Source organism: Geobacillus genomosp. 3, assembly GCF_000445995.2.
In the GTDB taxonomy this organism is placed as follows: Bacteria; Bacillota; Bacilli; order Bacillales; family Anoxybacillaceae; genus Geobacillus.
The window spans coordinates 1,140,599-1,153,230 of sequence record NC_022080.4; the positions used below are offsets into that span (position 1 = coordinate 1,140,599).

10 protein-coding genes are annotated in these 12,632 nt (G+C 54.6%); all 10 read left to right on the top strand.

What is annotated here, in order from left to right:
- The first annotated feature begins 36 nt into the window (after positions 1 to 36).
- The 10 genes from M493_RS05875 (at position 37) to M493_RS05920 (ending at position 12,631) form a co-directional block, all read left to right on the top strand.
- Positions 37 to 810 carry an isoprenyl transferase gene (locus M493_RS05875; protein WP_020959378.1) on the top strand — a complete coding sequence of 258 codons (774 nt, stop codon included), beginning with the start codon at positions 37 to 39 and terminating at the stop codon, positions 808 to 810.
- The gene (locus tag M493_RS05880) at positions 807 to 1,601 is read left to right on the top strand and encodes a phosphatidate cytidylyltransferase (protein WP_020959379.1); all 795 of its coding nucleotides are present in this window, start codon (positions 807 to 809) and stop codon (positions 1,599 to 1,601) included. Before M493_RS05875 ends, M493_RS05880 begins: the two co-directional genes overlap by 4 nt.
- Before the next feature lie 20 nt (positions 1,602 to 1,621).
- Positions 1,622 to 2,770 (top strand): 1-deoxy-D-xylulose-5-phosphate reductoisomerase, encoded by a 1,149-nt coding sequence (dxr, locus tag M493_RS05885; RefSeq protein WP_020959380.1) that lies wholly within the window; start codon positions 1,622 to 1,624, stop codon positions 2,768 to 2,770.
- A 2-nt stretch (positions 2,771 to 2,772) separates the two neighbouring features.
- Positions 2,773 to 4,038 carry an RIP metalloprotease RseP gene (gene rseP / locus M493_RS05890; RefSeq protein ID WP_200865275.1) on the top strand — a complete coding sequence of 422 codons (1,266 nt, stop codon included), beginning with the start codon at positions 2,773 to 2,775 and terminating at the stop codon, positions 4,036 to 4,038.
- 24 nt (positions 4,039 to 4,062) lie between these two features.
- Complete coding sequence (locus M493_RS05895; RefSeq protein WP_020959382.1) at positions 4,063 to 5,766, top strand: proline--tRNA ligase; 1,704 nt, start codon at positions 4,063 to 4,065, stop codon at positions 5,764 to 5,766.
- Positions 5,767 to 5,869: 103 nt separating this feature from the next.
- Complete coding sequence (locus M493_RS05900; RefSeq protein WP_020959383.1) at positions 5,870 to 10,174, top strand: PolC-type DNA polymerase III; 4,305 nt, start codon at positions 5,870 to 5,872, stop codon at positions 10,172 to 10,174.
- A 196-nt stretch (positions 10,175 to 10,370) separates the two neighbouring features.
- Positions 10,371 to 10,844, top strand: a complete 474-nt coding sequence (gene rimP, locus M493_RS05905; protein ID WP_020959384.1) for a ribosome maturation factor RimP — start codon at positions 10,371 to 10,373, stop codon at positions 10,842 to 10,844.
- Positions 10,845 to 10,868: 24 nt separating this feature from the next.
- Entirely contained in the window at positions 10,869 to 12,020 is a 1,152-nt protein-coding gene (nusA, locus tag M493_RS05910) for a transcription termination factor NusA (RefSeq protein ID WP_020959385.1), read from the top strand.
- A gap of 12 nt (positions 12,021 to 12,032) precedes the next feature.
- Positions 12,033 to 12,317, top strand: coding sequence for an RNase P modulator RnpM (gene rnpM / locus M493_RS05915; RefSeq protein WP_020959386.1), 285 nt, complete (start codon positions 12,033 to 12,035; stop codon positions 12,315 to 12,317).
- Entirely contained in the window at positions 12,314 to 12,631 is a 318-nt protein-coding gene (locus M493_RS05920) for a YlxQ family RNA-binding protein (RefSeq protein ID WP_020959387.1), read from the top strand. The genes rnpM and M493_RS05920 overlap by 4 nt, the downstream gene beginning before the upstream one ends.
- The last annotated feature ends 1 nt before the right edge of the window (position 12,632 follow it).

Genomic DNA, 12,632 nt, shown 5'->3' on the forward strand with positions numbered 1-12,632 from the left:
TAATGGAAAGGCAAAACACGTTCGCGGAGGACACGTATGTTCAATAAAATGCGGAAAAACAAAGAGGAGGATGCTCCTCTGACAAAAGAGGATGTGCTTAGGCATCCGATTCCGAACCACGTCGCCATCATCATGGACGGGAATGGAAGATGGGCGAAAAAGCGGGCGTTGCCAAGGATGGCCGGCCATTATGAAGGGATGCAAGTCGTGCGCAAAATCACCCGTTTCGCCAACGAGCTCGGGGTGCGCGTTTTGTCGCTTTACGCGTTTTCAACAGAAAATTGGAAACGCCCGAAAACCGAAGTCGACTATCTAATGAAACTGCCGGAGCAGTTTTTGACAACATTTCTTCCCGAACTTGTCGCCGAGAATGTGAAAGTGCAAGTGACCGGCCATACGGATGGGCTTCCGGACCATACGCGTCGGGCGGTCGAGCAGGCGATTCGCGAAACGGGCGGCAACACCGGTCTTATTTTAAACTTTGCGCTCAATTACGGAAGCCGGGCGGAAATTGTCGCTGCCGTCCAACAAATCGTCAAAGACGTCCAACGCGGGACGCTCTTGCCGGAGGACATTACTGAATCGCTCCTTTCCTCCTATTTGATGACGGGCGGGCTTGGGGATCCGGATTTGCTCATTCGCACGAGCGGAGAGATCCGTCTGAGCAATTTCATGCTTTGGCAGCTGGCGTATACAGAACTTTGGTTTACCGATGTATTATGGCCGGATTTTACTGAACAACATTTCTTGCAGGCGATTGCCGCTTATCAGCGGCGGGACCGCCGATTTGGAGGAGTGTCAGCACGATGAAGCAGCGAATCATTACCGGAGTCATAGCGGCGGCGCTCTTTTTGCCGATTGTTATTTTTGGCGGATTTCCGTTTATAATAGTAACATATATATTGGCCACGGTCGGATTGTTTGAACTGTTGCGGATGAAAGGAATGCGCCCGCTGTCGTTCGTCGGGGCCGCCGGGTTCGCGGCCCTTTGGCTCTTGCTTGTTCCCGCTGTTTACGGCCAAGAATGGCTGGCGTCCGGGACGACGAAGTTTGGCGTGTTGGCCGCACTCGCCTTTTTGCTGCTTGTCGGCACCGTCGTGACGAAAAATGCGCTGACGTTCGATGAGGCGGCGTTTGTCGTGCTGGCGGTCCTTTATGTCGGCGTTGGCTTTTTCTGCTTCAGTGCGATCCGCTTGGCCGGCTTGACATACTTAGTCTACGCGCTGTTCGTCATTTGGGCGACCGACATTGGGGCGTATTTTTTCGGCCGCGCGTTCGGCCGGCGCAAGCTATGGCCGGAAATCAGCCCGAAGAAAACGGTCGAGGGCGCCGTCGGCGGCATCGCTTCCGCTGTTGTCGTCGCCGCCGTTTACGAGTGGGCGGCCGGTCCGTTCGGCAATCTCGGCGCAGCGGTCGGGATTGCGCTTTTGCTTTCGCTGTTCGGCCAGCTCGGCGATTTGGTCGAGTCGGCTTTCAAGCGCCATTATGGCGTGAAAGATTCGGGAGCGATTTTGCCGGGACATGGCGGTATTTTGGATCGGTTTGACAGCCTGTTGTTTGTGTTGCCGCTGCTATACATATTTATTGAGGCGGTACGATAAGTGGGTGAGGAGTGAAAGTGTTGAAATATATTAGTATATTAGGGGCGAGCGGATCAATCGGCACGCAAACGCTCGATGTCATCCGCGCCCATCCGGACAAGTTCCGCCTAGCTGCGGCATCGGTCGGGCGAAATGTCGAAGCGGCCAAACGCCTTATCGATGAATTTTCTCCGCGCCTCGTCGCCGCCGCTGATCGCGATGCCTACGAGGCGCTTCGCCGCGAGTACAACGGGCGGACTGCGATCGTGTACGGGGAGGAAGGGCTGATCGAGGCGGCCGTTTGCCCGGAAGCCGACGTTGTCGTCACTGCTGTTGTCGGCAGCATCGGCCTTGTGCCGACGCTGAAAGCGATTGAGGCCGGAAAAACGATCGCCCTCGCGAATAAAGAGACGCTTGTTGTTGCCGGACATCTCGTCACGGCAGCAGCAAAAAAGCGCGGTGTGCCGCTGCTTCCGGTTGATAGCGAACACTCCGCTATTTTTCAATGTTTACAAGGAGAAAAACCCGAACACGTGCAGAAGCTCATTCTTACCGCGTCAGGCGGGAGCTTTCGCGATCGGACGCGCGAAGAGCTTGCTCATGTGACGGTCGAGGAGGCGCTTCGCCATCCAAACTGGTCAATGGGAGCGAAAATTACAATTGATTCAGCGACGATGATGAACAAAGGATTTGAAGTGATTGAAGCGCATTGGCTGTTTAGGCTGCCGTATGAGCGGATCGATGTCGTCCTCCACCGCGAGAGCGTCATCCATTCGCTCGTCGAGTTTTGCGACACGAGCGTCTTAGCTCAGCTCGGTACGCCGGATATGCGCGTTCCGATCCAATATGCGTTGGCGTATCCGGAGCGGCTGCCGCTTTCTGTGGCGAAACCGCTGAATTTGGCGACGCTTGGGGCGCTTCATTTCGCTCCGGTCGATTTTGAGCGCTACCGCTGCCTGCGGCTTGCCTATGAAGCTGGAAAACGCGGCGGCTCGCTGCCGGTGGTCTTAAATGCGGCCAATGAGGAGGCGGTGGCGGCGTTTTTAGCCGGCCGCATCCCGTTTTTGGCCATCGAGGAGTGGATCGAGCGCGCTCTTGAGCGGCATCAGCCGGTGAGCGATCCGCAGCTTGAGGAGATTCGCGAAATCGACGCGGAGGCGCGCGCCTATGTTCGCTCACTACTATCGTAAAGGTGGTTGAAACGTTGGAATCGATCATTTCGTTTATTGTCGTCTTTGGCGCCCTCGTTTTTTTTCACGAGCTCGGCCATTTGCTGTTGGCGAAGCGGGCCGGCATTCTTTGCCGTGAGTTTGCCATCGGATTTGGACCGAAGGTGTTTTCGTTCAAGAAAAACGAAACGGTGTATACGATTCGGCTTCTTCCGCTTGGCGGCTTCGTGCGCATGGCCGGCGAAGATCCGGAAATGATTGAACTGAAACGAGGCCAAGTCGTCGGCCTGTTGCTTGATGATGAAGGACGGGTCGAAAAAATCGTCATCAATCATAAAGATGATTACCCGACCGCCCGGGTTATTGAAGTGGAAGACGCCGATTTGGAACACGGCATGTATGTGACGGGCTATACTGACGAAGAGCGGCTTGAACGTTTTTCCGTTAAAGAGCCGGCGTTTTTCATCGCCGACCGCCAAGAAATTCAGATTGCGCCGTACCACCGCCAGTTTGCTTCGAAAACGCTTGGGCAACGGACGATGGCGATTTTGGCCGGGCCGCTCGCCAATTTTATCTTGGCCCTTGTCGTCTTTATTTTGATCGGTCTCCTGCAAGGCTACCCGGTTGACAAGCCGGTCATCGGCGAGCTGACGCCCGATGGGGCGGCGCGAGCGGCCGGTTTGAAGCAAGGGGACGAAGTGATCGCAATCAACGATGAACGGATGGAAACATGGACGGAAATTGTTGATATGATCCGCGCCCATCCGGATGAGCCGCTCCAGTTTCAAATTGAGCGGAATGGCGAAGAAATGAATGTCACGGTCACTCCCGAAAGGAAAACGATTCAAGGAGAGACGATTGGCTTAATCGGCGTCTATCAGCCGATGGAAAAATCGGTGTTCGGTTCAGTGAAACAAGGGCTCGTTGAGACGTACTATTGGACACGGCAAATTTTAGTCGGGCTTGGCCAATTGATTACCGGGCAGTTTCAGCTTGACATGCTGTCCGGCCCGGTCGGCATCGCCGTATCGACCGGCAAAGTCGCTGAATCCGGCATTTACTACTTAATGAAATGGGGCGCGATTTTAAGCATCAACCTCGGGATTATCAACTTGTTGCCATTGCCGGCGTTAGACGGCGGACGGCTCCTCTTTTTCGCCATTGAGGCCGTGCGCGGCAAGCCGGTCGACCGGCAAAAAGAGGGGATGGTCCATTTCATCGGCTTCGCCTTGCTCATGTTGCTGATGCTTGTCGTCACATGGAACGACATTCAAAAATTTTTCCTATAAAGAGAGAGAATGAGGTGGCTATGGATGAGACAAAGTCAAGCGTTTATTCCAACGTTGCGTGAAGTGCCGGCGGACGCGGAAGTGAAAAGCCATCAGCTTCTGCTGCGGGCCGGTTTTATCCGCCAAAGCGCGAGCGGCGTCTACACGTTTTTGCCGCTCGGGCAGCGCGTGTTGCAAAAAGTAGAAGCGATTATCCGCGAGGAGATGAACCGCGCCGGAGCGCTAGAGCTTCTCATGCCTGCCTTGCAGCCGGCTGAGCTTTGGCAGCAGTCCGGGCGCTGGTATTCGTACGGGCCGGAACTGATGCGTCTAAAAGACCGGCATGAGCGCGATTTCGCTCTCGGGCCGACGCATGAGGAAATGATCACTTCGATCGTCCGCGACGAGGTGAAAACGTACAAGCGGCTGCCGCTTGTGTTGTACCAAATCCAAACGAAATTCCGCGATGAAAAGCGTCCGCGCTTCGGGTTGCTGCGCGGCCGCGAATTCATTATGAAAGACGCCTATTCGTTCCATACGACAAAAGAAAGTTTGGATGAAACATACCGCGACATGTATAACGCCTATTCGAACATTTTCCGCCGTTGCGGTTTAAACTTCCGCGCCGTCATCGCCGACTCCGGGGCGATCGGCGGCAAAGACACGCACGAGTTTATGGTGCTCTCGGATATCGGTGAAGATACGATTGCCTATTCCGATGCGTCCGACTATGCGGCCAACATTGAAATGGCGCCGGTCGTGGCTACGTATGAAAAAAGCAGCGAGCCGCCGGCGGAACTGAAAAAAGTGGCGACCCCGGGACAAAAAACGATCGCTGAAGTCGCTTCGTACTTGCAAGTGGCGCCGGAGCGCTGCATTAAATCGCTTTTGTTCAACGTCGATGGCCGTTATGTGCTCGTTCTTGTCCGCGGCGACCACGAAGCGAATGAGGTGAAAGTAAAAAATGTGTTGGACGCCACTGTCGTAGAGTTGGCAGCTCCGGAAGAAACAGAACGGGTGATGGGCGCGCCGGTCGGTTCGCTCGGCCCGATCGGCGTCAATGAAAAGGTGACGATTATCGCCGATCATGCCGTTGGTGCGATCGTAAACGGCGTTTGCGGCGCGAATGAGGAAGGCTACCATTACACGGGCGTCAATCCTGGCCGCGATTTTGCCGTCAGTGAATATGCGGATTTGCGCTTCGTCCAAGAAGGCGACCCGTCCCCGGACGGCAACGGGACGATCCGTTTTGCCCGCGGCATTGAAGTCGGGCACGTGTTCAAGCTCGGCACAAAATACAGCGAAGCCATGAACGCTGTCTATTTGGATGAAAACGGACAAACGAGGACGATGATTATGGGCTGCTATGGCATCGGCGTCTCCAGGCTGGTGGCGGCGATCGCCGAGCAGTTTGCCGATGAAAACGGGCTCGTCTGGCCGGCTTCGGTCGCGCCGTTTCATGTCCATTTGCTGACGGCGAACGCGAAAAGCGATGAACAGCGGGTGTTGGCCGAGGAATGGTACGAAAAATTGGGACAGGCCGGGTTTGACGTGTTGTATGATGACCGCCCGGAGCGGGCCGGGGTCAAGTTTGCCGACAGCGATTTGATCGGCATTCCAGTTCGCATCACCGTCGGCAAACGGGCAAGTGAAGGCATCGTCGAAGTGAAAGTGCGAAAAACGGGCGAGACGTTTGACGTGCCGGTTGGTGAACTAACCGATACGGTGCACCGCCTCTTGCAAGGGTAAACGAAACGGCGTCGGCGAAAAGAATGCATGTCTTTTTCGCCGGCGCTGTTGCTGTTTATATGGTATGATGAGGAGAGAAACGATTTCGTTGAGAGGGGAAATCATGGCTACGAAAGAACAAAAAGAGCGGTTTCTCGTTTTGCTTGAACAGCTGAAGATGACGTCGGATGAATGGATGCCGCACTTTCATGAGGCGTCCATTCGCAAAGTCGTGATTGATAAAGAAGAAAAAAGCTGGCATTTCTATTTTCAGTTCGCCAGCGTGTTGCCGATTGAGGTATACAAACCGTTTACGGACCGCTTGGCAGCGGCCTTTCGCCATATCGCCGCCGTCCGTCATACAATTTTGGTGGAGACGCCGCACGTGACGGAAACGGATGTGCAGGCGTACTGGCCGCTTTGCCTCGAACAGCTGCAAGAAGGTGTGTCGCCGCTCATCGATTGGCTGAGCCGGCAGACGCCGACGGTGAAAGGAAACAAGCTCGTTGTCACCGCCCGCCACGAGGCGGAAGCGTTAGCGGTCAAGCGGCGGTTCGCCAAAAAAATCGCTGCGATTTACGCGTCGTTTGGCTTTCCGCCGCTTCAGCTCGAAGTCGACATCCGACCGGCCGAGCAGGAAATGGAGCAGTTTTTGGCGCAAAAACAGCAAGAAGATGAAGAGCGGGCGTTGGCGGTGTTGACCGACATGGCGAAAGAGGAAGAAAAGGCGGCAGCGTCTTCTCCGTCCGGCCCGCTCGTCATCGGCTACCCGATCCGCGGCGAGGAGCCGGTGCGTCCGCTTGAGACGATCGCCGAAGAAGAGCGGCGCGTTGTCGTGCAAGGGTATGTGTTTGACGCTGAAGTGAGCGAGCTCAAAAGCGGCCGCACGCTATTGACGATGAAAATCACCGATTATACGAACTCGATTTTAGTGAAAATGTTCTCGCGCGACAAAGAAGATGCCGAGCTGATGGGCAGCGTGAAAAAAGGCATGTGGGTGAAAGTGCGCGGCAGCGTGCAAAACGATACATTCGTCCGCGATTTGGTCATCATCGCCAACGATTTGAATGAGGTAGCGGCGAACGAGCGGCGCGACACCGCGCCGGAAGGAGAGAAGCGCGTCGAACTTCATGTGCATACGCCGATGAGCCAAATGGACGCCGTCACTTCGGTGGCCAAGCTCATTGAACAAGCGAAAAAATGGGGTCATCCGGCGATCGCCGTCACCGACCATGCCGTTGTCCAATCGTTCCCGGAAGCGTACAGCGCGGCGAAAAAACACGGCATCAAAGTCATTTACGGCCTTGAGGCGAACATCGTCGACGACGGGGTGCCGATCGCCTACAACGAAACACACCGCCGGCTTGCCGACGAGACGTATGTCGTCTTTGACGTCGAAACGACCGGGCTGTCGGCTGTGTACAACACGATCATTGAACTGGCGGCCGTCAAAATCAAAGACGGCGAGATCATTGACCGGTTTATGTCGTTTGCCAATCCGGGACATCCGCTGTCCGTGACGACGATGGAATTGACCGGGATCACCGACGAGATGGTGAAAGACGCTCCGCAGCCGGACGAGGTGCTCGCCCGTTTTGTCGACTGGGTCGGCGATGCGACGCTTGTGGCCCATAACGCCAGCTTTGACATCGGGTTTTTAAACGCAGGCCTCGCCCGCATGGGGCGCGCCAAGCTCGCCAATCCCGTCATTGACACGCTTGAACTCGCCCGCTTTTTGTACCCGGATTTGAAAAACCACCGGCTGAACACGCTTTGCAAAAAGTTCGATATTGAATTGACCCAGCACCACCGCGCCATTTACGATGCTGAGGCGACCGGGCATTTGCTTATGCGCCTGTTGAAAGAAGCAGAGGATCGGGGCATTTTGCACCATGATGAGCTGAACAGCCGCACGCATAGTGATGCGTCGTACCGCCTGGCGCGCCCGTTCCATGTGACGCTGTTGGCGCAAAACGACATCGGGCTGAAAAATTTGTTCAAGCTTGTCTCGCTGTCACATATCGACTATTTTCACCGCGTGCCGCGCATCCCGCGCTCCGTGTTGGTCAAGCATCGCGAAGGGCTGCTTGTCGGCTCGGGCTGCGACAAAGGCGAGCTGTTTGACAACTTAATTCAAAAGGCGCCGGAAGAAGTCGAAGACATCGCCCGCTTTTACGATTTTCTTGAGGTGCATCCGCCCGAAGTGTACAAGCCGCTCATTGAAATGGATTACGTCAAAGATGAAGAGATGATCAAAAACATCATCCGCAGCATCGTCGACCTTGGCGAGAAATTGAACATTCCGGTCGTCGCCACCGGCAACGTGCATTACTTGCATCCGGAAGACAAAATTTACCGAAAAATTTTAATCCATTCGCAAGGCGGGGCGAATCCGCTCAACCGGCATGCGCTGCCGGATGTGTATTTCCGCACGACGAATGAAATGCTTGACTGTTTTTCGTTTTTAGGGCCGGAAAAAGCGAAAGAAATCGTCGTTGATAACACGCAAAAAATCGCGTCGTTAATCGGTGAGGTGAAGCCGATCAAAGACGAGCTGTACACGCCGCGCATCGAAGGGGCGGACGAGGAAATCCGCGAAATGAGCTACCGGCGGGCGAAAGCCATTTACGGCGACCCGCTGCCGAAACTCGTTGAGGAGCGGCTTGAAAAAGAGCTGAAAAGCATTATCGGCCACGGCTTTGCCGTCATTTACTTAATTTCGCACAAGCTCGTCAAAAAATCGCTCGATGACGGCTACCTTGTCGGGTCGCGCGGCTCGGTCGGCTCATCGTTTGTCGCGACGATGACGGAAATTACCGAGGTGAATCCGCTGCCGCCGCATTACGTTTGCCCGAACTGCAAACATTCCGAGTTTTTTAATGACGGCTCGGTCGGCTCAGGATTTGATTTGCCGGATCAAAACTGCCCACAATGCGGGACGAAATACAAAAAAGACGGGCATGACATCCCGTTTGAGACGTTCCTCGGCTTTAAAGGCGATAAAGTGCCGGATATTGACTTAAACTTCTCCGGCGAATACCAGCCGCGCGCCCACAACTATACGAAAGTGCTGTTCGGCGAAGACAACGTGTACCGCGCCGGAACGATCGGCACGGTCGCCGACAAAACGGCGTACGGGTTTGTGAAAGGCTATGCGAGCGACCATAACTTGCAGCTGCGCGGCGCGGAAATCGACCGGCTTGCGGCCGGCTGCACCGGAGTGAAGCGGACGACTGGGCAGCACCCGGGAGGCATTATCGTCGTTCCCGATTATATGGAAATTTACGACTTTACGCCGATCCAATATCCGGCCGATGATACGTCATCGGAATGGCGGACGACCCATTTTGACTTCCATTCGATCCACGATAACTTATTGAAGCTCGATATTCTCGGGCACGACGATCCGACGGTCATCCGCATGCTTCAAGATTTAAGCGGCATCGACCCGAAAACGATCCCGACCGATGACCCGGACGTGATGGGCATTTTCAGCAGCACCGAGCCGCTTGGGGTCACGCCGGAACAAATTATGTGCAACGTCGGCACGATCGGCATTCCGGAATTCGGCACGCGCTTTGTCCGGCAAATGCTCGAGGAAACGAAGCCGAAAACATTTTCCGAGCTCGTGCAAATTTCCGGCTTGTCGCACGGCACCGACGTATGGCTTGGCAACGCGCAAGAGCTGATCCAAAGCGGCACGTGCACGCTCTCTGAGGTGATCGGCTGCCGCGACGACATTATGGTCTATCTCATTTACCGCGGGCTTGAGCCGTCGCTGGCGTTTAAAATTATGGAGTCGGTGCGCAAAGGGAAAGGATTGACGCCGGAATTTGAAGCGGAAATGCGCAACCATAACGTGCCGGAATGGTATATTGATTCGTGCAAAAAAATTAAATATATGTTCCCGAAAGCGCATGCCACTGCCTACGTGTTAATGGCGGTGCGCATCGCCTACTTTAAAGTGCACCATCCGCTCTTGTATTACGCCTCGTACTTTACGGTGCGGGCGGAAGATTTTGATTTGGATGCTATGGTGAAAGGCTCGGCTGCCATTCGCAAACGAATCGAAGAGATCAACGCCAAAGGCATCCAAGCGACGGCGAAAGAAAAAAGCTTGCTCACCGTGCTCGAGGTGGCGCTAGAAATGTGCGAGCGCGGCTTTTCCTTTAAAAATATTGACTTGTATCGCTCGCAGGCTACAGAATTTGTCATTGACGGCAACTCGCTCATTCCGCCGTTTAACGCCATCCCGGGGCTCGGGACGAACGTGGCGCAAAACATTGTGCGCGCCCGCGAAGAAGGGGAGTTTTTGTCAAAAGAAGATTTGCAGCAGCGCGGCAAAGTATCGAAAACGCTGCTTGAGTATTTGGAAAGCCGCGGCTGCCTCGACTCGCTGCCGGACCATAACCAGCTGTCCTTGTTCTGACGAGCGGTTTTTCGTTGCAATATATTTCCCAATGTGTTATAGTTTTAATGGAATTGGCAAAGATAATGGCAAGCAAAGAGTGGGGAAACCCACTCTTTCGTCTTGAATTGGCATCTGTCTTTCGTTCATTCCCCGCCCCGTGCAGGGGATTTTCTCATTATGCAGCATGCAGCCTTGCTCAGTAAGGAGGAACACGATGAGCAAAAAAGTGACAGAAACGGTTGAACAGCTTGTCGCGCCGATTTTGGACGAAATGGGGCTCGAGCTGGTGGACATCGAGTATGTGAAAGAAGGGAAAAACTGGTTTTTACGCGTCTTTATTGATTCAGACACCGGCGTGGACATTGAACAGTGCGGCGTGGTCAGTGAAAAACTAAGCGAAAAGCTCGACGAGGTCGACCCGATTCCTCACAACTATTTTTTGGAAGTGTCATCGCCGGGAGCGGAGCGGCCGTTAAAAAATGAAAAAGATTTTGTAAAAGCAATTGGGAAACATGTATATATCAAAACATACGAGCCGATTGCAGGAGAAAAGCAGTTTGAAGGGGAACTGACCGCTTTTGACGGGACGACCGTGACGCTGTCGGTCAAAGACCGCGGGCGGCAAAAAACGGTCGCCATTCCGTATGAAAAAGTGGCGAGCGCTAGATTAGCCGTCATTTTCTCTTAATGATAAAAGGGGGATTCTCGTTTCATGAACACGCAGTTGCTTGAGGCGTTAGCCGATCTGATGCGGGAAAAAGGCATCAGCAAAGAGGTTATTATGGAAGCCATTGAAGCGGCGCTCGTTTCCGCGTACAAGCGCAATTTCGGCCAGGCGCAAAACGTGCGCGTTGATTTAAATATGGACACGGGAACGATCCGGGTGTTGGCCCGCAAGGACGTCGTCGAAGAGGTGACCGATCCGCGTCTCGAAATTTCGCTTGAGGAGGCGCAGCGGCTCAATCCGAACTACCAAATCGGTGATGTCGTCGAACTGGAAGTGACGCCGCGCGATTTCGGGCGCATCGCTGCCCAGACGGCGAAACAAGTCGTGACTCAGCGCGTGCGCGAAGCGGAGCGGAGCATTATTTATTCGGAATTTGTCGACCGCGAAGACGATATTATGACCGGCATCGTTCAGCGCATTGATCCGCGTTTTGTCTATGTCAGCCTCGGCAAGGCGGAGGCGCTCTTGCCCGCGAACGAACAGATGCCGAACGAAACGTACAAACCGCATGATCGGCTGAAAGTGTACATTACGAAAGTGGAAAAGACGACGAAAGGGCCGCAAATTTTCGTCTCCCGCACCCATCCGGGCTTGCTGAAGCGGCTGTTTGAGCTCGAAGTGCCGGAAATTTACGACGGCACAGTCGAAATCAAATCGATCGCCCGCGAAGCCGGCGATCGTTCCAAAATTTCCGTCCATTCCGACAATCCGGAAGTCGATCCGGTTGGCGCCTGCGTCGGGCCAAAAGGGCAGCGCGTCCAGGCGATCGTCGACGAGCTGAACGGGGAAAAAATCGATATCGTCCGTTGGTCGGCCGACCCGGTGGAGTTTGTCGCCAATGCGTTAAGCCCGGCGAAAGTGCTGCGCGTCATCGTCAACGAAGAGCAAAGGGCGACGACCGTCATCGTTCCGGACTACCAGCTGTCGCTCGCCATCGGCAAACGCGGGCAAAACGCCCGGCTGGCGGCAAAATTGACCGGCTGGAAAATCGATATTAAAAGCGAGTCCGAGGCGCGGGAAATGGGCATTGATCCGTATGCGCCATCCACTTCGCTTGATTTCAACGGCGCGGCGGCCGATAATGAAAATAGTGATGAGAACGTCCAATCATTCGATGCACCGGCGGAAATCGAGTGAGGGGGAATGCAAATGGCAGCGCAAAAGAAAATTCCGTTGCGCAAATGCGTCGTCACTGGAGAAATGAAGCCAAAACGGGAAATGGTGCGCATCGTCCGCTCCAAAGAAGGAGAGGTGTCGATCGACCCGACCGGCAAAAAAGCGGGGCGGGGCGCGTATATTACCCTTGACCCGGATTGCATTTTGCAGGCGAAAAAGAAAAACATTTTGGCCCGCCATTTAAAAGCCGACATCGCCGACTCGCTCTATGACGAGCTGCTTGCTTTGGCGGAAAAGGAGAAACAGGCAGGACAATGAAACATAACCGCTGGGCATCGCTGTTAGGGTTGGCGCAGCGGGCCGGAAAAGTCGTTTCCGGAGAGGGGCTTGTCGTCAAGGAAGTGCAACGGGGCAGGGCGCGGCTCGTGTTGCTTTCGGAAGACGCGTCGGCCAACACGGAAAAAAAAGTGACCGATAAATGTGCGTTTTATGGCGTCCCGCTTTGCAAAGTGCCGGACCGGTATATGCTGGGCGGCGCAATCGGCAAAGACGCCCGCGTTGTCGTCGCCGTCACCGACGAAGGGTTCGCGCGCCAATTGCAAACGATGCTCGACCGATCTTTATGGGGGTGAC

What these genes read in the sequence shown, in the direction of transcription:
- M493_RS05875 (WP_020959378.1), top strand. Translation starts at nt 37, where the DNA reads ATGTTCAATAAAATGCGGAAAAACAAAGAGGAGGATGCTCCTCTGACA.
- M493_RS05900 (WP_020959383.1), top strand. Translation starts at nt 5,870, where the DNA reads ATGGCTACGAAAGAACAAAAAGAGCGGTTTCTCGTTTTGCTTGAACAG.
- M493_RS05920 (WP_020959387.1), top strand. Translation starts at nt 12,314, where the DNA reads ATGAAACATAACCGCTGGGCATCGCTGTTAGGGTTGGCGCAGCGGGCC.
- M493_RS05895 (WP_020959382.1), top strand. Translation starts at nt 4,063, where the DNA reads ATGAGACAAAGTCAAGCGTTTATTCCAACGTTGCGTGAAGTGCCGGCG.
- rimP (WP_020959384.1), top strand. Translation starts at nt 10,371, where the DNA reads ATGAGCAAAAAAGTGACAGAAACGGTTGAACAGCTTGTCGCGCCGATT.
- rnpM (WP_020959386.1), top strand. Translation starts at nt 12,033, where the DNA reads ATGGCAGCGCAAAAGAAAATTCCGTTGCGCAAATGCGTCGTCACTGGA.
- M493_RS05880 (WP_020959379.1), top strand. Translation starts at nt 807, where the DNA reads ATGAAGCAGCGAATCATTACCGGAGTCATAGCGGCGGCGCTCTTTTTG.
- nusA (WP_020959385.1), top strand. Translation starts at nt 10,869, where the DNA reads ATGAACACGCAGTTGCTTGAGGCGTTAGCCGATCTGATGCGGGAAAAA.